The 21,098-nt window shown below is 45.2% G+C and carries 17 protein-coding genes; 8 read left to right on the top strand and 9 right to left on the bottom strand.

The genetic code is table 11. The features are described 5' to 3' along the window. Positions 1-4 precede the first annotated feature (4 nt). A complete protein-coding gene (locus tag SK066_RS06860) occupies positions 5-352 on the bottom strand; it encodes a Na-translocating system protein MpsC family protein (RefSeq protein ID WP_188776221.1) in 348 nt (115 codons plus the stop codon). A gap of 353 nt (positions 353-705) precedes the next feature. Between SK066_RS06860 and fdhF the strand changes: the two genes are divergently transcribed. The 3 genes from fdhF to SK066_RS06845 all read left to right on the top strand — a co-directional run bounded on the left by fdhF (position 706) and on the right by SK066_RS06845 (position 5,576). Continuing rightward, a complete protein-coding gene (fdhF, locus tag SK066_RS06855; protein ID WP_320544121.1) occupies positions 706-3,648 on the top strand; it encodes a formate dehydrogenase subunit alpha in 2,943 nt (980 codons plus the stop codon). A 161-nt stretch (positions 3,649-3,809) separates the two neighbouring features. Continuing rightward, a complete protein-coding gene (locus SK066_RS06850; RefSeq protein ID WP_320544120.1) occupies positions 3,810-4,301 on the top strand; it encodes a helical membrane plugin domain-containing protein in 492 nt (163 codons plus the stop codon). Between the two features lie 543 nt (positions 4,302-4,844). After that, the gene (locus SK066_RS06845; protein WP_320544119.1) at positions 4,845-5,576 is read left to right on the top strand and encodes a hypothetical protein; all 732 of its coding nucleotides are present in this window, start codon (positions 4,845-4,847) and stop codon (positions 5,574-5,576) included. Positions 5,577-6,076: 500 nt separating this feature from the next. Here SK066_RS06845 and SK066_RS06840 read toward each other — a convergent pair whose 3' ends face one another. Beyond that, positions 6,077-6,499 carry a LysM peptidoglycan-binding domain-containing protein gene (locus tag SK066_RS06840; protein ID WP_188776217.1) on the bottom strand — a complete coding sequence of 141 codons (423 nt, stop codon included), beginning with the start codon at positions 6,497-6,499 and terminating at the stop codon, positions 6,077-6,079. Between the two features lie 445 nt (positions 6,500-6,944). Here SK066_RS06840 and fabV point away from each other — a divergent pair, with 445 nt between their 5' ends. The 3 genes from fabV to SK066_RS06825 all read left to right on the top strand — a co-directional run bounded on the left by fabV (position 6,945) and on the right by SK066_RS06825 (position 11,165). Then, positions 6,945-8,138, top strand: a complete 1,194-nt coding sequence (fabV, locus tag SK066_RS06835) for an enoyl-ACP reductase FabV (RefSeq protein WP_320544118.1) — start codon at positions 6,945-6,947, stop codon at positions 8,136-8,138. Between the two features lie 823 nt (positions 8,139-8,961). After that, positions 8,962-9,285, top strand: coding sequence for a DUF3817 domain-containing protein (locus tag SK066_RS06830; RefSeq protein ID WP_320544117.1), 324 nt, complete (start codon positions 8,962-8,964; stop codon positions 9,283-9,285). A 578-nt stretch (positions 9,286-9,863) separates the two neighbouring features. Then, a complete protein-coding gene (locus SK066_RS06825; protein WP_320544116.1) occupies positions 9,864-11,165 on the top strand; it encodes an MFS transporter in 1,302 nt (433 codons plus the stop codon). Here the strand turns inward: SK066_RS06825 and SK066_RS06820 are convergent. Beyond that, positions 11,162-11,392: a hypothetical protein gene (locus SK066_RS06820; RefSeq protein ID WP_320544115.1), complete on the bottom strand. Its 231-nt coding sequence runs from the start codon at positions 11,390-11,392 to the stop codon at positions 11,162-11,164. The two genes, SK066_RS06825 and SK066_RS06820, sit on opposite strands and share 4 nt — an antisense overlap. 539 nt (positions 11,393-11,931) lie before the next feature. Here SK066_RS06820 and dctA point away from each other — a divergent pair. After that, on the top strand, positions 11,932-13,326 hold the full coding sequence (gene dctA / locus SK066_RS06815; RefSeq protein ID WP_320544114.1) for a C4-dicarboxylate transporter DctA: 1,395 nt from the start codon (positions 11,932-11,934) through the stop codon (positions 13,324-13,326). A gap of 337 nt (positions 13,327-13,663) precedes the next feature. Here dctA and SK066_RS06810 read toward each other — a convergent pair whose 3' ends face one another. From SK066_RS06810 to SK066_RS06795, 4 genes are all read right to left on the bottom strand, one after another. After that, on the bottom strand, positions 13,664-14,683 hold the full coding sequence (locus SK066_RS06810; RefSeq protein ID WP_188776211.1) for a Gfo/Idh/MocA family protein: 1,020 nt from the start codon (positions 14,681-14,683) through the stop codon (positions 13,664-13,666). A gap of 309 nt (positions 14,684-14,992) precedes the next feature. Next, a complete protein-coding gene (locus tag SK066_RS06805; protein ID WP_250344599.1) occupies positions 14,993-15,745 on the bottom strand; it encodes an amino acid ABC transporter ATP-binding protein in 753 nt (250 codons plus the stop codon). Positions 15,746-15,874: 129 nt separating this feature from the next. Continuing rightward, the gene (locus tag SK066_RS06800; RefSeq protein ID WP_320544113.1) at positions 15,875-16,543 is read right to left on the bottom strand and encodes an amino acid ABC transporter permease; all 669 of its coding nucleotides are present in this window, start codon (positions 16,541-16,543) and stop codon (positions 15,875-15,877) included. A gap of 226 nt (positions 16,544-16,769) precedes the next feature. After that, complete coding sequence (locus SK066_RS06795) at positions 16,770-17,615, bottom strand: amino acid ABC transporter substrate-binding protein (RefSeq protein WP_320544112.1); 846 nt, start codon at positions 17,613-17,615, stop codon at positions 16,770-16,772. Positions 17,616-18,046: 431 nt separating this feature from the next. On the opposite strand from SK066_RS06795, the gene SK066_RS06790 reads away from it, so the two are divergent. Next, complete coding sequence (locus SK066_RS06790) at positions 18,047-18,754, top strand: MgtC/SapB family protein (RefSeq protein WP_320544111.1); 708 nt, start codon at positions 18,047-18,049, stop codon at positions 18,752-18,754. Positions 18,755-19,029: 275 nt separating this feature from the next. On the opposite strand, the gene SK066_RS06785 is transcribed toward SK066_RS06790, so the two are convergent. Together SK066_RS06785 and SK066_RS06780 are read right to left on the bottom strand one after the other, a co-directional pair. Beyond that, positions 19,030-20,016: a methyl-accepting chemotaxis protein gene (locus SK066_RS06785; protein WP_188776206.1), complete on the bottom strand. Its 987-nt coding sequence runs from the start codon at positions 20,014-20,016 to the stop codon at positions 19,030-19,032. Between the two features lie 11 nt (positions 20,017-20,027). Then, entirely contained in the window at positions 20,028-21,059 is a 1,032-nt protein-coding gene (locus tag SK066_RS06780; protein ID WP_320544110.1) for an FIST signal transduction protein, read from the bottom strand. Positions 21,060-21,098: the final 39 nt, after the last annotated feature.

Below are 21,098 nucleotides of genomic sequence, written 5' to 3'. Positions count from 1 at the left end.
GATATCATCCCTGTTCAATATTTTTTTCAAACACAAACACGGAGATGGCAAAATCATCCTCCACTTTAATATCGGTAAACAGATGTTGAAGCTTTGAACCGCATAGCTCCTCCATTCCGTCCGGTACATGCTGCTCATATAGCTTCTGCACCATTTGAGTACGTGCGCGGTGCACCATCTCCTTGCCCTCTGCCGTCCCGGCAATAAATTTCTCTGTCGGTGTAAAATTGCCCCACATCTTCGTAATAGCCATATTATCAACAAAGGTCGTATGAATGCGCTCCGGCCCTTTGCCAAATGTATCCTTACGCACTTTACGTACAATCTCGTTAAATGCTGCCTCTTTTTTCATCGCCGTTCCTCCCTGCCTGTTGTTGCTCAACAGTACGTTAATGATCATACACCTGATCCTCTGAAATTCAAGTGTTGCTTTATTTTCTGAAGATTTACGACTTGTGTATCACCTATCATGTTAAGTTTGAACAAGTTGTGTCTTGAATTTCTTTACAGGAGGAGTATAATATTTTTAGTCACATGATTGTCAATGATTTTGGGTTGATTGGTTAGTATGTCATTGCTAACGGATTACTCCACTTTAAACTTGCTGCCTGATCCAGGCGTCGACTTTAAGGTGGAGTTTTTTTATGCCGTTTTCACCCCGAACCCGATAATGCACCTGCAAATTGATAACGAAGGAGTCTCCACATGAACGAATCCTCATCCGTCAAACTTATCATTAACGGACAAGACTATGAAGCCCAGCCAGGCATGACTGTCCTGCAAGCGATCAATCTAGCACAGATTCAGCATCCACAGGTCTGCTATGTGCCTGAGGTTGATCCGATTCAGACCTGCGATACGTGTATCGTCGAAATCGATGGCAAGCTAACTCGCGCCTGCTCTACTCCTGTAACCGCAGGCATGAGCGTACAGACCGATTCCCTTTCTGCCAAAGCGGCACAGACGGAAGGCATGGATCGTCTGCTTGAAAACCATATGCTGTATTGCACCGTCTGCGATAACAATAACGGTAATTGTACCTTGCACAATACCGTTGAAGCGATGGGCATCGAGCATCAGAAATACCCTTACAAGCCCAAGGCACCTGCTAATGAAGTCGATATGTCACATCCCTTTTACCGCTATGATCCGAACCAGTGTATCGCCTGCGGTCAATGTGTAGAGGTATGCCAGAACTTGCAGGTAAACGAAACGCTATCCATTGACTGGGAAGCGGATCGCCCTCGCGTCGTCTGGGATGATGGCGTAGCGATCAATGAATCATCCTGTGTAAGCTGCGGACAATGTGTCACGATCTGCCCATGTAATGCACTGATGGAAAAATCCATGCTCGGTCAGGCTGGCTTTATGTCCGGTATCGGTGAAAATATGCTGAACCCGATGATCGATGTGATCAAAGAGGTTGAACCGGGCTATAGCGGCATTTTTGCAATCTCCGAGGTTGAAGCGGCAATGCGTGATACACGCACACGCAAAACCAAAACAGTCTGCACCTTCTGCGGCGTAGGCTGCTCCTTTGAAGTCTGGACCAAAGGTCGCGAAATTCTAAAGGTACAGCCTACCCATGATGCGCCGGTCAATGCCATCTCGACCTGTGTGAAAGGGAAATTCGGCTGGGACTTCGTCAATAGTGATCAGCGTCTGACGACACCACTCATTCGTCAGGGTGCAGAATTCGTGGAAGCGACATGGGATGAAGCATTAACCTATGTAGCTGACCGCCTGAATGCTATTCGCAATGAGCATGGCAGTGATAAAGTCGGCTTTATCTCGTCCTCCAAAATTACAAACGAAGAAAACTACGTGATCCAGAAGCTCGCTCGCCAAATTTTCCAGACGAACAATGTGGATAACTGTTCTCGGTATTGCCAATCTCCAGCTTCCGATGGTCTGATGTCGACAGTTGGCATCGGTGGTGACGCAGGTACAATCAAGGATATCGCTGCGGCAGGTCTGGTTATTCTGATCGGCTGCGCTCCTGCGGATGGTCATCCGGTACTGGCAACTCGCATCAAGCGCGCGCACAAGCTGCACGGACAAAAGCTGGTTGTTGCCGATTTGCGCAAACATGAGATGGCAGAGCGTTCCGATCTGTTCATCCGTCCAAAGCAGGGCACAGACTTTGTCTGGATTACCGCAATTACGAACTATATGATCCAGCAGGGCTGGCATCAGCCAGACTTTATCCAGCAACATGTGAATCAATATGAGGATTACTTGAAGCTGATCGAGCCGTATACGCTCGCTTATGCAGAAGAAGTGACCGGTATCGCTCAGGCAGAATTGATCAACATTGCAGAAATGATTCGCGATGCCGATGGAACAGCGATCTGCTGGGGCATGGGTGTCACACAAAATATCGCGGGTTCCCATACATCTGCCGCGATCTCCAATCTGCTGCTCGCTACAGGCAACTATATGCGCCCTGGTGCAGGTGCATACCCACTGCGTGGACATAATAATGTACAGGGTGCATGCGATATGGGTACATTGCCACCATGGCTGCCGGGCTACCAACATGTATCGAATGACGAAGCACGTGCCAAGTTTGAGCAGGCTTACGGTGTACCGATCTCACCCGTTCCAGGTAAGGACAATATCGCAATGGTGGATGGTATCGCTCGTGGTGAGATGAAGGCGATGTATCTGGTTGGTGAGGACATGGCATGGATCGATTCCAATGTAAACCATGTGCATGAGATGCTATCCCAGCTTGAATTTTTCGTCGTGCAGGATGTATTCCTGTCTAAAACCGCTCAGTTCGCAGATGTAATCCTGCCTGCGTCTCCATCGCTGGAGAAGGATGGTACATTCTCCAATACGGAGCGTCGTGTACAGCGTCTGTATCAGGTGCTGGAGCCGCTCGGCGATTCCAAGCCAGACTGGTGGATCACGACACAGCTAGCGAAGAAGCTTGGTTTTGACTGGGGCTATACGCATCCATCCGAGATTTTCGCAGAGATGGCGAGTCTAACGCCATTTTTTGCACAATGTGATTATGATGTACTGGAAGGCTGGGGTAGCTTCCACTGGGGCGCGTCCGATGGTGCGAATACGCCGCTTCTGTATACAGACGGCTTCCATTTCCCAGATAAAAAAGCGCGCTTCTCACTGGTGGACTATGTACCGCCCGTTGAATATCCTGCCGAGTTCGATCTAACTCTGAACAATGGTCGCTTGCTGGAGCATTTCCATGAAGGCAATATGACGAACAAGTCACAGGGAATTAACCGCAAGCTGCCCGAGGTATTTGTGGAGGTATCTCCAGAGCTGGCGGCAGAGCGCGGCGTTGAGGATGGCACACTTGTACGTCTTGAATCTCCATATGGAGCCATCAAGCTGCGTGCGGTCGTTACGGATCGTGTGCGTGGACAGGAAATTTATGTACCGATGCACTCGGTTAGCCACGAGACAGCGGTCAATCTGCTGACAGGCTCTGCGGTTGATGTGCGTACTCATACACCTGCATACAAGCAGACCAAGGTACGCATGCAAATTCTGAATGTCAAAGGCCTAAACCCGTTACCGGAAATTAATCCACGCTACAAAAAGCGCCACCCACAACATGGCGTTGAAGTGCAGCGGAAATGGGATCGTCCTGACTACGTATCGCTCGTGGATATGTAACAAAGCGCCCTAACGGGTTGCAAATACGGATGAACGAGGGCATACGCAAACGTGTATACGTGGTCAGCCACCTGGTGGCCATTCCATCCAAACTGTTTGCACGTATGCCTTCGTATCGACTCGCCTCATGATATCAATACGGAATAAAAGGAGCATTGCACATGGCTGCACCCATTACAGCAATTCGCAAGAAGACGCTAACTGAGCAGGAGCAACAGCAACAGACAATTGAACAGTTGCAAAAGGAGCTGGCTGCGTCCAATGCAGCATTGGAGCGCTCGTTGTCCATTTTACGTGAGCTAGAAAGCAGCGGCATGCTGGAAGCCGCTGAATCGATGCTCAAAGCTAAAGCTGAAATTGCCGAAATCGTACTTGGTCAGGTATCACGTAAAGAAATTACGAACTTGATCAATAACGGGATGGCAGCAGCAGGTGCATTAACTGCTGTTGATCCTGCACAGACCGCCCAGCTCATGAACAGTGTACAGTCAGGACTACAGGAAGCCGCTCGTCCACAAACGGAAAAGATCGGCTTAATGACGATGCTCAGTGCACTCAAGGACCCTGACATCCAGCGCGCGCTCGGATTTGGTCTGCGCTTTATGAAGGGGCTTGGCAAAGGCTTGAAAAAGGATACGCCTTCTCAGCATTAAACGATACCAAAAACGGATTGGCATCGATCTGATCTATACTATCAACAACGGAGACCGCTAGATGTAGCGCCTCCGTTGTTTTATTTTGTTTTAATGATAATTGTCGTTCATTGTAATTTCTTTAGATGTACCCGTATAAGCGGTAATTATTCCTATGAGGTATGTACATGTACAGATATAACTTTTTTAGATATTTCTTAGAACTTTTCTTACGTTTTCTTGCACCTGTATCGATACATTTCTAGATATTTTCCTTCCATAAAAATAGTACACTCTTATCGCCCCAATAACCGACTCATATAACATCATGGAAATGCTGATACCTAATCTAGCCTCATGTGAGCCTTGCTATCAGTAATTGACAATGTTTACAAGCCTATGTAAATATAAAGTATCCGACTTACTGCTTTTTACATACACCTAACAACATACTTCCACTATCGCGCAGTATACACTCCCCGATCTCGTTGCGTGTCGCTCTTTTGCACTCTTTCTACATGGTTGCAGTGAAGTCTGAATTCAACTTGTTAAGGAGGAATAATAATGATTAAAAAAGGCACCGCATTACTTATTACGGCTACACTGACGTTGGGGATTGGAACAGGCGCAATCGCGGCAACTAGCCTCCAGCCGATTCGCGCATATCTCAACAGTGCACTTTCTTTTACCGTGAATGGTACATCCGCTCAGCTTACCGATGCGAATGGTAAAAAGGTTCTGCCTATTACGTACAACGGTACAACCTACCTGCCGGTTCGCGCCGTTGGTCAATTGATGGATATTCCGGTCAATTATGATAGCGCTAACTCATCGATCAGCATCGGTAGCGGTAGCACATCAGGTGGCAGTACTGGTGGCGGTTCAACGACAACACCTTCGTCCAGTAAACCAACATTAAGCCAGCTTGGCTCTACTGCAATGGAAAGCTCTTCACTGCGTACCAAAGATCCTGCCAAAACCGTCTACAAAGGTAAAGACTACAAAGAGGTTTATATTAACGATAAGCCGGAATCCTTCCGTGACTTCCAGGTCATGACAGACAACAAATACAGCACGCTCCATCTTGAGATGGCTCTGCTAAGCGGTAATCAGAAAATTACGATCTATGACGGCGATCGCACTGTACTCAAAACTTTATCTCTGACAGCTGATCAAGGCATGACCGGTGTTGATGTTGATGTCAAAGGCGTTAAGGCTGTCTTTGTAGAAAGCACAGAATATGATCCAGGCTCGGTATTATTCGTACCATTGACTACTTCCTATCTGGTTCGTTAAACCAAACCCCAGGGAGTTAGATCAGTTACACGATGAGCTGCTTGTACAAAATCCATTATCGCCTGCATGGAGTGTAGTGGAATGTAATTGTATGACTTGACTCAATTGTACTATTGCAGCTTGGCAACTCCATGCTGCGGAACACCCTATTTATTTAATTTTATACACGCAAAAAAAGCTGACGTTCAGGGGAGGACGTCAGCTTTTTATGTGAACTGCCCGGCTGCATTTGGCAGATGCAGCGGACAAGGGGTTTTTGGCCGATTTCAACATTGAAAAGGGGAACTTTTCATTGAATCATTGCAATTCTGTGATACTCCTGCGCTCCAGAAGAAACAAGGGGATGAGTTCTCCGACACAGGAGTATACACAGAATCTGTACAAACGGTGCTGCATCCAATCAAGGATGTAGCTGGCTTATCGATACAAGTGGGGAATCTTTTATAGATAAGCTTTATGCACTAAATAGTATTTAGTGATCATTGTCTAGCAAAACGTTCTTATTTTTGTGGAACAGTCAGTTGGAATCCAGCAGGCAGCAGGTTGTTGGCAGCAACCAGCTCGTCTACAGTTACACCATATTGAGCAGCAAGATCAGTCAGGCTGGCACCTTGTGGAACAACAACAGTAATTGTTTTGTTTGTTGCATCAGTAGCAGGTGCTTGGGAGTTGGCAGGCTCCTGTGTTGTTGTGCTGCTGTTATCTTCCTGTGTACCAAACAGTGCTTGGAATTGAGCTTCTTGTGCAGCCAGGAATGCTGCGTTATCAGCAATACGCTCTTCTTTGTCTTTACGTTTGTCATGGTTCGATTGATCGTCAGTTGCAGCGTATGCGTGGCTACCTCCGATTGGGGCAATGGCAACTGCACCCAGTGTAGCGGCTAAAGTAGCGGACATCAGGATTTTACTGAATTTTGTGTTCATGAGTAATGGCTCCTCTTCAATTTTTTATATTTTTTAAAACGTAATTAACTTTCCATAGGTAACTTATAACCACTTCGTAACCTTATGAATCTAATATACAACTAATTAAAGAATATTGCAAGCCTATCTAATAATAAATTCATTATATTTTGCAAAATTAATATTTCCGATATATAGTTAACCAACCTATCTACATTTTAAACGCTATTTCTCAATTTTTCAAAATTTGGACATGATCGTGGATCTACATAAAGAATGACCTGCCTCATCCACCCTTCACATCCGCATATATCGTGCCAATTCTTATTCACCAACAGATTCTCCTACCTCCATTCTTCTCCATTTGGTACCAGGTGCTATATGACCGAAAAAATGCTACAATAGGCGAGTATGCATAACAATGACTTTAATATCCCTATATATACGAAAGCGAGGAATTATACTCATGATTATTAAACCGAGAACGCGTGGTTTTATTTGTACGACTGCTCATCCTGCTGGCTGTGCACGTCAGGTACAGGAGCAGATCGAATATGTAAAATCAAAGCCTGCGGTAAAAGGCCCGCGTAATGTGCTCGTGATCGGCGCTTCGACTGGCTACGGACTATCTGCACGTATTGTGGCAGCATTTGGTGCAGGTGCAAACACGATTGGTGTATACCGTGATGGCGGTTCTGTCAAAGGTCGCACGGCTTCGGCTGGCTGGTATAACTCTGCTGCTTTTGAACAGGCTGCACAGGAAGCTGGCTTAAAATCATTTAGCGTGATCGGTGATGCATTTACGAACGAGCTGAAAGCAGATACCGTTGAAGCGATCCGCAAAGAGTTTGGTAAAGTTGATATGGTCATCTACAGTGTAGCTGCACCGCGTCGTACCGATCCAAATACAGGCGAAACGTACACTTCCACACTCAAGCCGATCGGTGAAACATACACGAATAAAACCGTTAACTTCCATACTGGTGAAGTGAGCGAGATCAGCATCGAGCCAGCAACGCCAGAAGAGATCGAAGCAACCGTACGTGTGATGGGCGGCGACGATTGGAAATCGTGGATCGATGCGCTGAGCGCTGGGGATGTGCTGACAGATGATGTTGTAACTGTAGCCTTCTCCTATATTGGCTCGAATATTACACAGGCCATCTACCGTCAAGGCTCAATCGGTCAGGCAAAGGATCATCTGGAAGCAACCGCTCGTCAGATGAACGAAGAGCTGGGCTCCAAAGGCGGCCAAGCGTATGTAGCCGTATGTAAAGCACTGGTAACCCAGTCTAGCTCCGCTATTCCAGTTGTTCCTCTTTACATGTCCGCATTGTATAAGGTAATGAAAGAAAAAGGCATCCATGAAGGCTGTATTGAGCAGATGTACCGTATGTTCGCGGATCGTCTGTACAATGGAGGGGACACTCCAGTTGACGAGAAAGATCGCCTGCGTCTGGATGATTGGGAAATGCGCGATGATGTACAGTCCGAGGTATCTACAATCTGGAATCAACTCACTACTGATAATGTATACGAGCTGACTGATCTGGAAGGCTATCGCAAAGAGTTCTTCCAGCTATTCGGCTTTGAAACCGATGGTGTCGATTACGAAGCGGATCTTGATCCGGATGTGAAGGTGCCTAACGCGAAGTATTAAGAAGATTTTTTAAAGGATGGCTATCAAAGGATAGTCATTGAAAGATAATTATTGAAGACGTAATTATCGGAACATAGTTAATGAAGCAAATGATGCCTCGTGCTTTTTTATGATGTTGACTGTGCGATTACAGTCACGTTATGCATGTCTGCTTATTTTTCTTCGTTAGCATGTCTATTGTTTAACATGCCTGGCGAATTGTATCATAGCCTGCCAGTAGTGAAAACTCATGATCAATATCGTATTTTCAAAAGCCTGATGCTTACGTTGTGAGGTTAGCAACGGAGCATCAGGCTTTTTTATCTTGTTATTTTCAACAAATTCTTATAATGGTTTTATGCTTCGTATCTCGTATCTCGTATCTCGTATCTCGTATCTCGTATCTCGTATCTCGTATCTCGTATCTCGTATCTCGTATCTCGTATCTCGAAAAAGTATACTCGATGCATTACACTACACATACAGGAAATTGAGACACTGCTTAAACCTGTTCAACTAGATCATCACCATTACAGAAGCGACACATTCGATATTTTAATAATGTCATATCTGTTTCATTAAATTCTTTTAACAACCTTATATCACTAAATATAATCGCTTACAGGTTCAAAATATTGTAACTTTAAGCCTACCTATCGGATGTGAATTTACGCTATATTTAAATTATTCAAATTGCAATTAATCTACTATATTCAGCCATCTGTCTCCTGCAAGCCAGACGAGAATGTACGCACTCATATACAATTATTAAACAACTATAGCCAGTTAAAATGTGTACATCAAATCTGTGCTTACTCATACAGATGGAAAAAGGAGTCTCCACATGGGAAATATGCTCAAAACGCTTCGCACGGTTGGTCATGTAGAAGCGATCTCGTATCTGCTTCTCGTGCTAGTTGCAATGCCACTCAAGTATCTGGCTAAGCAGCCGCTAATGGTTACATACGTAGGGATGATTCACGGTATCCTATTTGTCGCTTATGTCGCTGCGATCGCTGTTACACTGATCCTGCGCAAAATCACATTCAAGCAATCTGTTCTAGCGTTTATCGCTTCACTGCTGCCTTTCGGTCCATTTGTATTTGATCGCTACTTACAGCGTCATACTGCACCTGAGCTACCTGCAACCGAAGTACAAAAAGGTTGATTACACTCTCATACTTACAAGCTATGGGTTTAAGCTCGATCGGCTAAATGTCAGATACAAGCATACGAGTGGATCATGGGCTATACTTTTTATGCTGTTCCAGTATTCACTTGCCTGTCATGTTCAGTGTTTATTGATCTGCACTCACCATCGATACCGTCGTTGTAGTCAAAATACACACCGTATGGCTGCTTCTCAACTAAAAGTATCTGTTCTTAATTAGCGCATCCCATTCTATTTAACGCATCATTTGAAATCATTGCTCTGCTCCGACTACGTATTGCACCTGAAGCTCCCTTCACTTTCCTGTGAGAGGAGCTTTTTTTATGTAAGGGATTGTCTGAATCGAACAGTCGGGGTACACTGCATGGAGTACATAATAAGCAGTAACCAGAACTACCTACTATGAGTTTGACCACAGCTTTATTGTTTAGTTGGATATTTAGCTTGAAGTGGAGCTGTAGCTGCGAACAAAACTTCATATGGATCGTTCTATATGGATTGTTCGCTTCTTCCGCTCCATACTCGTTTTTCTCCATCCACCATCCATACTACAACAGGTATCATAAGGAGGTATCATGCAAAACGATAGCTACATCTCTACACCACCTGAAGCTACTGCCAGCTCCGCGCTGGCCAAGCTACTTTCTCCGATTCGTCAATCCAGAGCGTTCACGTATCTGTGGCTAGGTCAATGGATTGCGATGCTGGGCAGCTCGGTTACGATGATTATTTTGCCGATTGTCATTTATAATCTGACGGGTTCGTCCACAATGATGGGATTGGCTATGACGATCTATATGTTGCCCAATGTGCTCATTTTACCTGTATCCGGCTGGATTGTAGATCGTACGGATCGGCTGCGCTTAATCTGGTTAACGAATGCGACTCGTTTTCTGATCATGCTGACCGCTGCGGTGCTAGTGTTTATAGATCAATTGTCCTTGCCCGTCTTGTATGTGGGGCTTGCTCTGTATGGATTAATGGATGGTATTTTCGTTCCAGCTTATTCTGCCCTACGCGCCGAAATCTTCACGCCAGATATTCGAAATGCAGCCAATGCGCTCAGTCAGATGAGCATTCAGGCGGTTCGCTTACTCGGCCCAGCCATAGGTGGACTTATCGTGACGTTCACATCGCCAGGAAGCGGATTTGCACTTGATTCACTCACGTATCTGATCTCCTTAGCCTGTTTTATTGGGCTCGGCAGATTCTACGTTTCCTCTCGTAAGCATACCAAACAGCAGACCCTTACACAGGATAAAATGACAAAAAGCTCGATGATGTCCGATCTGCTGGAAGGGTTTCGCATTTTAAAATCGCATCCGTGGCTATGGATTACGATTGTCATCTTCTCGCTCCTTAATATTTGCTTTCAAGGGATTATCGCCATACTCGTGCCGTGGCTGTTCAAAATTCATTACGGCTTTTCTCCGGTTGTGTACGGATTAGCAATGGCAGGTACAGGAGTTGGTGCCGTGCTGGCTGCATTACTGTTCGGCTCCCGCAGTCACTGGCGTCATCGTGGCTGGCTCGGGTATGGTGGGGCAATATTGAGTGGTGTGGCGCTACTACTTCTCTCGATCGTTTCGTGGGCGCCCGGACTGGTGCTTGTCATGGTGCTGGAGGGATTCGGCATGATGATGTTTGCGCTGATCTGGGAGACGAGTCTACAGGAGCTAGTTCCGATTGAAAGCTTTGGACGTGTATCCAGTCTGGACTTACTCGGCTCGTATGCATTATTGCCACTCGGTTATCTGCTCGTTGGCTGGCTTGCTGATTATAGGGGTGGAATATGGACGATTGCTTTGTTTTCGATTATCGGTATGCTATTGCTCGTTGCAGGGTTATGTACAAAAGGGATTCGTAACTTTGATTAAGCACTGATTCTACACGCACTCATTCTACAGCATAAAAAAGAAGCATCATCTCGTAGGATCTGCTTCTTGTGCTTGAGCTTTTGTAATTTTTCCTGCTTGCCTGGCTTGATGCGTGTATGCTGGGATATCGCTCCATAGGCTTCATTTGTTTTGCGACCAAAATCAGGTGCCAGATTGCCGCTGCGTTGTGCTTTGCGCACGGCTTTTTGTGTTTGTGTACGTGCCATAATGAACATTCTCCTTGTCTGTAGATCAATATTTAGATTATTTTACTTTTTTAAAATAACACAGGATGTGAGCATTAATCAATAGATTATAGATTTTGCAGTTTACTTCTTCCTTTCATTATAAAAATATATAGTCTCGTTCAATTAATAACGAACAATTTGTAAATTAATTTTACATGTTGTTCGTTATTTTTTTGTTTTCAGATTCAATTTTCGCAATATGGATTGTGCATGGGATTAAAAGATATCAAATCTGCTGTTATGCGAACTATGATCATGTTATAAAAAGCTACATAAGGTTTTGACAGAAAGCCAATGTATATAAAACCTAACCTGAGCAGTGAATAAAATAGAAAGGATTCTAAAAATACTGTGGATTGCGTAGAGATTGTAGCCTATAGATCGTGATTTTGATAGCTATGCTGTCATCCTATTCTATTTTATCAGCATCCACAGTCTACCTATATAACCAGGCAACTATAGCAGGCTTTATGTTCATAACTGACATTTACGTATGACCATTATGGAGGAGGTTGATTATGTCATTTTTCAAGTCGTTGTTTTTTCAAATTGTGGTGGCGGTTATTATTGGTATTGGGGTAGGGATCGTCTGGCCTAACTTTGGCGAAATGCTCCAGCCACTCGGAACCGGCTTTATTAAGCTGATCAAAATGCTAATCGCTCCGCTTATCTTCGTTGTTGTAGTCGCTGGTATCGCCAAAGCAGGCGATCTGAAGGCAGTAGGTCGAATCGGGCTTAAAGCGATTCTCTGGTTTGAAATTGCAACGACGGTTGCTCTTGTGCTTGGGTTGGTCGCTGCACGCTGGATGCGTCCGGGTGCAGGTATGGATATTAATGCAGCTACGCTCGATCCTAATGCTATTGCTGCGAAAACAGGTGGGGCGGAATTGCCGCATACCGTAGATTTTATTATGAATATTATCCCAACAAGCGCGGTCGATGCTTTTGCTCAAAATGCTCTGTTGCAGGTGCTTCTCCTTGCCTGTCTGTTCGGTACAGCGCTGGCGGCTAGCGAAGGAGCAGTTAAGCAAAATGTACTGACACTCGTCGATAACATCATGGAGCTTATTTTCAAGGTGATCGGCTATATTATGAAGCTGGCTCCAATCGGTGCATTCGGTGCGATTGCCTATACGGTAGGCGCTTATGGCGCATCAACATTGGCTTCGTATGGAATGCTCATTATCGCGTGCTATGTATCTGCACTCGTCTTCCTCGTCTGTCTTGGACTGGCGGCATGGTGGATTACCGGAATGAATCTGCTGCAATTCGTACGCTATACTCGCTCGGAGATTATGCTAGCGATCGGTACAGCCTCCTCAGAGGTCGTTATGCCGAGAATGATGGACAAGCTAACTCGCGCGGGCTGTAATCGCGCTGTCGTTGGACTTGTTGTACCGACAGGCTATTCCTTCAATCTGGACGGTGCCTCGATCTATCTGTCACTGGCTACCGTATTTCTAGCACAGGCGGTTGGCATCGAGCTTACCCTGATGCAGGAAATTACAATTTTAGCTGTACTGATGCTTAGCTCGAAAGGGATGGCTGGTGTGCCTGGTTCTGCCTTCCTCGCTCTATCCGCGACCGCAGCGGCACTCAATGCATTCCCGGTTGCAGTCGTTGCACTACTGCTCGGAGCCGATCGTTTTATGGATACGATGCGTGTATTTACGAACTTAATGGGTAACTGTGTAGCAACCTTTGTCGTCGCCAAATGGGAAGGCATGCTGGATACCGATCGCATGAAGGCTGTTCTGTCCGGAGCGATGAGTGAGGAAGAGTTATCAGCAGAGGCAGTAGCTACGAGACAGGACAAACTGGAGCCTGCCGATCATAAAGTAGCCAGTCATCGATTGGCTACTGAGGAGTCTGCGAGCACCGTGTACCGTACGCCAGTGATTAATAAGTCTTAAAGGATGACAGCCTCCTGCTGATGTACAGCTATAGTCATATAAAGACACACCTGTGTATTTGCTGACATGTCCATATAAATAGAGCTATGCTCAAGCGTAAAAGCAACTATCTAACACCATAACCAAAACTAACTCCATAACCAAAAGCCGACAGAATTACGCTCCTGTCGGCTTTTTATCGGTATGCGCTGCTGGATTGCTGGCTGAAGATGGAATAAATCATAGAATAGCAGCTTGGATCGGAATCGGATAAATAATATCCTATTCGATTAAGCTTACCTTTCTATCCTCTTCCTCACACCTGCTATCTATACAGCACACTATAGCTACTATCCTATTACAGATCGATCGTACGTCCTTCTTCTTGTGAGCGGAATGCTGCCAGAATAACCTCCAGCGAACGACGACCTTCTTCACCGGAAATGATCGGTGCTACATTGTTCTGGATGCAGCTAATGAATTCGTCCATTACGCCACTTGTTACCTGCTTATCGTTCGTTGCAATTGCACCAACTTGATAACGCTCAATCGAGCCATTGGTGAGTTCCACGATTACCTGATCTACTGGATCTGTACCGATCTTCATCACGCCATTTTCGCACCAGAGCACAGTACCATTATCTTCACCACGATAAGATGTCCAGCTAGCGACGAGCGAGCCGATCGCACCGCTGCCCATACGTAGCAAGCAGATTGCGTTATCATCTACATCTGTATCTTTTTTGTCAAGCGTTCCAATAAATGCGCTTACGCTAACAACTTCATCATCCAGCAGCCAGCGGATCATATCGGACTTATGTACGCCGAGATCGCCCATCGCACCCATAACGGCTTCACCTTTACGGAAGAACCAGCTATTTTTACCATCAATACTCCAGCCTTCTGGACCACTATGACCAAAAGCTGTACGGAATGTGAGTACACGGCCCAGATGACCCTGCTTCAAAATTTCCTTCGCTTTCACATGTGGAGGCATCAGACGCTGATTATGCGCAACCATCAAGAACACATTGTTCTTCTCCGCTGCTGCGATCATCTCCAGTGCTTCTTCATTCGATACCGCCATCGGCTTCTCAACCAGTACATGTGCCCCTGCATTCGCAGCCGCAATCGATACTTCTGCATGCAGCGCGTTCGGTGTGCATACGCTTACAGCATCGAACCCACCAGCCGCAAGCAGCTCTTTATAATCGCTATAGGCTTTCGCATTGTACAATTTCGCATAGCCTTCTGCACGCTCCACAATTGGATCAGCAAAAGCTACCAATTCTACATCTGGATGTGCTGCATATTCAGGAATGTGGCGACGCTCCGAAATACTTCCGCATCCCACTACTGCTACTCTGACTTTACTCATGAATCCCATTCCTCCCACGATTGAAGTTGGTTACAATGATATGTTCCACAGTTATCTTAACGAAAATGCAACCAATTATCCAGCTTTTGTATGCGTAACCATAATAGAAAACGGACAACAGCGAATGAGAACACTTCACTTCTATATGAAATTCAGCCTATATATAGGCAAGCATCGATGCAATTGCCCCATATATAGGCTGAATCAGGTGAAATAAATGGATGATTGATTTCCAATCTATTCAATAAAATTTTTTAGAAAAATAGCATGATCGTATAGCAAAGCAGGCGAAATGGGTAAAAGCGTCTATTAAATATCTTCACCTGCAATACGATTCATAAACTGCTGAGCACGTGGACTCTGCGGATTATTAATGACCTGCTGAGGTGGCCCCTGCTCAATAATGTAACCACCATCCATCAGAATCACATGATCCGCTACGTCTGCCGCGAACTTCATCTCATGCGTTACGATGACCATCGTACGTCCTTCCTGTGCAAGCTGCTTAATGACGCGCAGCACCTCGCCTACAAGCTCTGGATCAAGCGCAGAGGTCGGTTCATCGAACAACAATACATCCGGCTCCATCGCCATCGCACGTGCAATACCGACACGCTGCTGCTGTCCACCGGATAGCTGATGCGGATAATAATCACCGCGATCTGCCAGACCTACTTTAGCCAGCAGCTCCTGTGCATGCTTACGCGCAGCCGTACGGTCTTTTTTCTGGACGATGACCGGGCCTTCCATAATGTTCTCGATTACCGTTTTATGAGGAAATAGATTATATGACTGGAATACCATACCGGTACGCTTACGCAGCTCGGTCACTTCACGAGTCGGCAGCTTGCGCCCGGACTTGAATTCTAGCTTACGGTCACTCAGCTTCATCGATCCTTGATCCGGTAGCTCCAGCAGATTCATACAACGCAGCAGCGTTGTTTTACCTGAACCTGACGGGCCGATGATCACAAGCACCTTACCTTTTTCCAGATCCACATCGATCCCCTTGAGTACTTCAAGTGAGCCGAATGCTTTGTGTAGATTGCGAATTTCAAGCATGATGGAATGTCACTCCCTTATTCAAAGATAACGTGTGAATACAATGCTTTACATATATATGAGATTATTTTCCGAATAGATTTTGATACTTTATATCATGCTTATAATGAGTAGCTACACTTAGCTTCATCAGCTTGCCGAGGAACGAGCCAGCCTTTTCTCCAATATGTTTTGTAGCGCAGACAATACAGTCGTAAAAATCAGGTAAATTACTGCCGCTTCGCTATAAACAAGCAAGTATTCATACGTAGTTGCTACAATCTGCTCTGATGTACGATACAATTCCACATACGTTACTGTTCCAGCAAGAGAAGTATCCTTAACAAGACTAATAAACGAGTTACCCAGCGGCGGCACAGAAACTCTTGCAGCCTGCGGCAAAATAACTCGGCGTAATGCCTGTGCACGTGTCATACCGATCGAATAGGCAGCTTCCCATTGCCCTTTAGGAATAGACTCAATAGCTGCACGTACAATTTCAGAACCGTAAGCACCAACACTAAGTGAGAAACCAATCAAAGCCGCATTAAATGGATCAAATTCGATTCCAATCGATGGCAAACCGTAAAAAATAATAGCGAGCTGTACAAGTAATGGTGTACCACGAATGATCCACACATAGAAACGGGCAACCTGTCTTATAGCAAATACCGATGATAGTCGCGCTAAAGCTGTTAATACAGCCAAAATTAGACCAAGTGCAAACGAGAAAATTGTCAGCGGCATCGTAAATTTGATCCCTGCTTCTAACATCGGCCAAAAAGAATCAATAAGGATTTGTATTTGACGATCTGTCATGACCCAACCTCCAATGTTAAGGCACTATTTTCACAAATAATGTAAGCTTAATTTATACTATATTTCAATTTTCATTCCAGTTCAGCATAAAAACCAATATCCTGATACCAGATGGTCACCAGGATATTGGTTTACAGCTTGTTCGCTTTCGTCATTCTAATTAGCTCTGACGAAATGGTTCTGCTTCATATAGATACGTTTTTAACATTATACGTAGTCTAGTTGATTACTTGGAAACATCCTCACCGAAGTATTTCTCGGAGATTTTCAGATACGTCCCGTCTGCTTTCATGTCACTCAGCGCTTTGTCCACTGCCTTCACAAGATCTTCACTACCTTTGTTGAACATACCGCCACTTTGGGAAGCATTAGCTTCTTCTGCTACGATTTTGATTGGTAGATCCGGTTGTTGCTTTTTCAGATCCAGATAGGACAGATTGTCATTGATCGTTGCATCCGCACGACCGGAGCTTAGCAAGCCAATTGCCTGGTTAAAACCATCAACAGATACCAGCTCAGCACCATTTTGTTGCGCGATTTTACCAAGGTTACTTGTCAGCGATTGAGCAGACTTTTTACCTTTCAGATCAGCAAACGATTTGATGTCTGTATTGCTCTCCGGTACGATCAGTACAGCTTTGGAAGCGATATAAGGATCAGAGAAGAGGTATTTTTGCTGACGCTCTTCTGTAATACCTACTTCATTAAATACCGCATCAAAACGCTTGGAATCCAGACCACCGATCATGCTATCCCATTTCGTTTCAATAAACTCTGGCTCTACGCCAATACGCTTACTCACTTCAGTCGCGATATCCACATCAAAGCCAGTCAGTTTGCCGGATTCATCGTGGTAAGTGAATGGTGCGTACGTACCTTCTGTACCGATACGCAGCTTGCCGCTTGCTTTTACCGATTCCAGTGTCGCTGCACCGGAGGTGGATGTGCTGCTTTCGGATTGAGCTTGCTGCTCTCCACTGCCTGTTGTAGCTGTATTCGCATTATTACCACATGCTGCAATGACGAGCATGGTTAGAATCAGCATTAGTGTTAAAGAACTCCATTTTTTCATCTTTATAAGACTCCCCTCGGTGATATGAATCATTCGTTTATAACCGTCCCTATCCGTTTAATACACATATCAGGAAGTTCACAATCAGATCCAGCCAATTTCACTGCTGCTAGCGCTATCCTGCCATGCTTATTTCTCTTCCGGTATCGGTTATGAAATGCCCTGATTACGACATATTGTATATGCGTTCCAGTAGCAATATAATTTCGTTTTTTTATAAACCAGTTCCATTAAGTGACGTACCCTTTTTAATCTGGTCTCAAAAAATAACGAACTGCAAATTGAATAGTACACCGTCTTCCATGCTACGTCAACTGTTTTTCCGATAAAATTAGTTGGTTTTAATCAAACCTTCATTTCATAGTATTTATCGGCTTCCCATGTAGGCGGTTGCACTTACAGGAAAAGGATAAAAAAAGGAGGACTATGCAATGATATGGATCACATTAGAACATATTCTAAGAGTCATTATTGCCGGTCTGTGCGGAGCGATGATCGGCTATGAGCGTCGAAGTCGTCACAAGGAAGCAGGCATTCGTACTCATTTTATCGTGTCGGTCGGAGCTGCGCTGATGATGGTCATTTCCAAGTACGGCTTTATGGATATGGGCAATTGGGAGAATGTATCGCTTGACCCTTCTCGGATCGCAGCACAGATTGTTAGCGGTGTTGGCTTCCTCGGTGCAGGTACGATCTTTATGAATAAGCAGCGTATCAAGGGGCTGACTACAGCAGCAGGAATCTGGGCTACGGCTGGTGTCGGGATGGCAGTCGGTGCAGGTATGTATGCGGTCGGCATTGGTGTCGCTGCATTAATCCTGCTCATACAATTTGCGATGCACGGGCACTCTTCACCTGCGATGAGCTCTCGTTCGCATAAGCTGACCGTCCATCTGGTAAATCATACCGATCCCGTAGAAAATCTATTAGAAGTACTGGAGGAAAATTCTGTACAGGTGCAAAGTATTCAATCGCGTACCGATGAAGCGACCCAGAGTAACAGCGATATTCACGATCATCAGCTACAATCTCAGATTGAGCTGGTGCTTGAGATTAAATTCCCTGCTGCGATGAAGGTTGCTGATGTGCTATTAATTGTGCAGGCTCAACCGGACGTGCGCCGTGTTCATCTGGAATAGGCATTCGCTTTGCGGCTGTTAGTACTGGTATTTCAAGAAAATAACTCATCAAAAAGGACTGTGCTCGCTTACTCCAATGGGTAAGCAAGCACAGTCTTTCTTGTCATCTATATGAAGGGAGTAGGCTCCTTATTAGTGAATTCAGGCAGTACAACTATAAGATATTGAGCTGTCACAAAAATCATGTTCCATTGAACTCTACCTTAGGAAATCGCTAACACCGTAATTGGATCATCTACAAATAACTACGATCAAGCTGTATCCGTCTATATTATTTAATGCTTCGGACGAGCCACTTTACGTTCCTTGAGCATATGAATCTGGTTCAGGTGATTCAAAATGTACATATATCCTTCGGACTTTTTATCCGCGTTATAGATCAGATCATCCAGATTTCGATTTTGCTGATCGGATAGCTGTACGATATTAGAAATGTTACGAGCGATATTGTTGATACTGGTCAGCTGCGAGGATTTGACGGTATCCAGCTGACGCTTTACCTCTGCCTCCGCATCCATAATGCTATTAAAGCTCTGTGTCGATTGCTGCATCGTATCTGCGGCAGTTCGAACAATTTCCTTACCCTGCTGCGATTCGGAACGAATGGACTCCAGAATATGGCTCATATCTCCGAGCAAATCCAAAATATCCGTCGCACTTTGCTTCGTTGTATCAGACAGCGATTTGATCTCAGAGGCAACCACGGCAAAGCCTTTGCCAGCTTCTCCTGCCCGTGCAGCTTCAATCGATGCATTGAGTGACAGCAGATTCGTCTGAGTTGCAATGCTCGTAATTGTATTGGCAAATTGACTGATTTCTTTATACTTTTCTTCAATTGCATTGAATACCGTTACAAAGTTCTCAAATACGGATGATACTTCATTCATATGATCAGCAGACTGATGCACCAGTGCCTGGGTACCTGTGATCGTCTGCTGCGAGAATTCGATACTGCGTGCGACATCGTTAATAATGACCGCTGTCTCGCTGTCCAGATCATGTAGTACATGCTCAATATGCTTGATTTCAGATGTTGTATCATTGAGAGAGTTTGCTGTTGCACGGAAGCCATGTGTAATATTGCCTTCCTCTTGTAGCAGGCGCTTAATATTTTTCTCAACTTCATCGGTCAGCATATATACATAAGGCAAGGTATCCAGCTCGCGCTCAACGGGAGTCGTTATAGCGGCATCCGCAGATGCTGTGGACACTGCCATATCGGATGACGGTGTAGCTTTACTTTTGAATAATTGTTTTAGCATCGGTGTTCCTCCTATTCAAATGCGATCAGCACCATCGTCTGATTGAAATGCTTATCCTGAAGCTGTTCTCCGTAGCTGATAAAGCCAGCCTGATTCGAGCAGACGCCTAGCAGAGCGTTGTCTAGCAGCTTCCATGTGTTCTCACTTTTGAACTTTAGACTGCGCAAAATGCAGTGCACCGACAACACAAATGATGGACGAAACGCAAGTGAATCGAGCGTCTCCTGAAAGCTTTCCTGTAGCTTCGACGGCTGTAGCACATCCAAAAACGTATTCGGTACCACCTGTGCGTAAAATGTAATCGAGCGATCTGGATTGACCTTCATCGGTGATGTGATATACGTCTGTCCTTTAATCACCTTGCCAAGTGGATTATTCATAAAAGCACGTTCCAGCTCATGCTCCTGGATACCTAGCACTGCCGCATATTCTGTAGCAGCCGGACGGTTATTGAAGGAATGCACGACTCTTGTAAGCGGATCGGCATCCGTTACTAGCAGGCGCTGCCCGGTCGTATAATAAATGTTCTCCTTGAGCACCTGTGTACGCTTATGATAATTGAAAAACAGTGCAGCACCTGCTACACGCCGTTTTCCAATATAGATCGCGGTTTCTTTAAATTGCACATAGTCGCCAGCACTACCGCCGACTACCTTAAAATCGTTATCTGCAAAAAACAGCGTCGTCATTACGCTCTCTTCCTGTCCGGACAAGCCATCATAAAGAATGAACATAAACGCATTTTTGTTATTTTTCACGCGTGTATAGGCAGCCTGAAGCTCGTGTACACTTAGGATTGCAGGCGACTCCACCTCAACGACCTCTACCTGATCAATCGGATACGTAAAGCCACTGATTACGCCCTCCTGAAAGCCTTTCGATGTATATTCACCTGCCGTTGATGATAGCACCACATGCGGCCCGGCAACTGCGCTTAATTCCTGCACCATTTCCACACCTGCAAATAAGACAATGCCACGGTCAGGGTGCTGCTCCATATATGCACGCGCTTGAGCTGTGCTTGTAAAATATAAGGACTCCATACTGGTAACCTCTTTTCTATTCGCTATTTGATCTGCTAT

It is taken from the genome of Paenibacillus hunanensis (assembly GCF_034055775.1).
GTDB lineage: Bacteria > Bacillota > Bacilli > Paenibacillales > Paenibacillaceae > Saccharibacillus > Saccharibacillus hunanensis.
This window is presented reverse-complemented; position numbering and strand designations above follow the sequence as displayed.

Excerpts from the sequence above, each read along its gene's own strand:
- SK066_RS06860 (WP_188776221.1), bottom strand. The coding sequence starts at position 352 with ATGAAAAAAGAGGCAGCATTTAACGAGATTGTACGTAAAGTGCGTAAG.
- fabV (WP_320544118.1), top strand. The coding sequence starts at position 6,945 with ATGATTATTAAACCGAGAACGCGTGGTTTTATTTGTACGACTGCTCAT.
- SK066_RS06790 (WP_320544111.1), top strand. The coding sequence starts at position 18,047 with ATGATATGGATCACATTAGAACATATTCTAAGAGTCATTATTGCCGGT.
- SK066_RS06780 (WP_320544110.1), bottom strand. The coding sequence starts at position 21,059 with ATGGAGTCCTTATATTTTACAAGCACAGCTCAAGCGCGTGCATATATG.
- SK066_RS06800 (WP_320544113.1), bottom strand. The coding sequence starts at position 16,543 with ATGACAGATCGTCAAATACAAATCCTTATTGATTCTTTTTGGCCGATG.
- SK066_RS06825 (WP_320544116.1), top strand. The coding sequence starts at position 9,864 with ATGCAAAACGATAGCTACATCTCTACACCACCTGAAGCTACTGCCAGC.
- fdhF (WP_320544121.1), top strand. The coding sequence starts at position 706 with ATGAACGAATCCTCATCCGTCAAACTTATCATTAACGGACAAGACTAT.
- SK066_RS06840 (WP_188776217.1), bottom strand. The coding sequence starts at position 6,499 with ATGAACACAAAATTCAGTAAAATCCTGATGTCCGCTACTTTAGCCGCT.
- dctA (WP_320544114.1), top strand. The coding sequence starts at position 11,932 with ATGTCATTTTTCAAGTCGTTGTTTTTTCAAATTGTGGTGGCGGTTATT.
- SK066_RS06845 (WP_320544119.1), top strand. The coding sequence starts at position 4,845 with ATGATTAAAAAAGGCACCGCATTACTTATTACGGCTACACTGACGTTG.
- SK066_RS06795 (WP_320544112.1), bottom strand. The coding sequence starts at position 17,615 with ATGAAAAAATGGAGTTCTTTAACACTAATGCTGATTCTAACCATGCTC.
- SK066_RS06820 (WP_320544115.1), bottom strand. The coding sequence starts at position 11,392 with ATGGCACGTACACAAACACAAAAAGCCGTGCGCAAAGCACAACGCAGC.
- SK066_RS06785 (WP_188776206.1), bottom strand. The coding sequence starts at position 20,016 with ATGCTAAAACAATTATTCAAAAGTAAAGCTACACCGTCATCCGATATG.
- SK066_RS06805 (WP_250344599.1), bottom strand. The coding sequence starts at position 15,745 with ATGCTTGAAATTCGCAATCTACACAAAGCATTCGGCTCACTTGAAGTA.
- SK066_RS06850 (WP_320544120.1), top strand. The coding sequence starts at position 3,810 with ATGGCTGCACCCATTACAGCAATTCGCAAGAAGACGCTAACTGAGCAG.
- SK066_RS06810 (WP_188776211.1), bottom strand. The coding sequence starts at position 14,683 with ATGAGTAAAGTCAGAGTAGCAGTAGTGGGATGCGGAAGTATTTCGGAG.
- SK066_RS06830 (WP_320544117.1), top strand. The coding sequence starts at position 8,962 with ATGGGAAATATGCTCAAAACGCTTCGCACGGTTGGTCATGTAGAAGCG.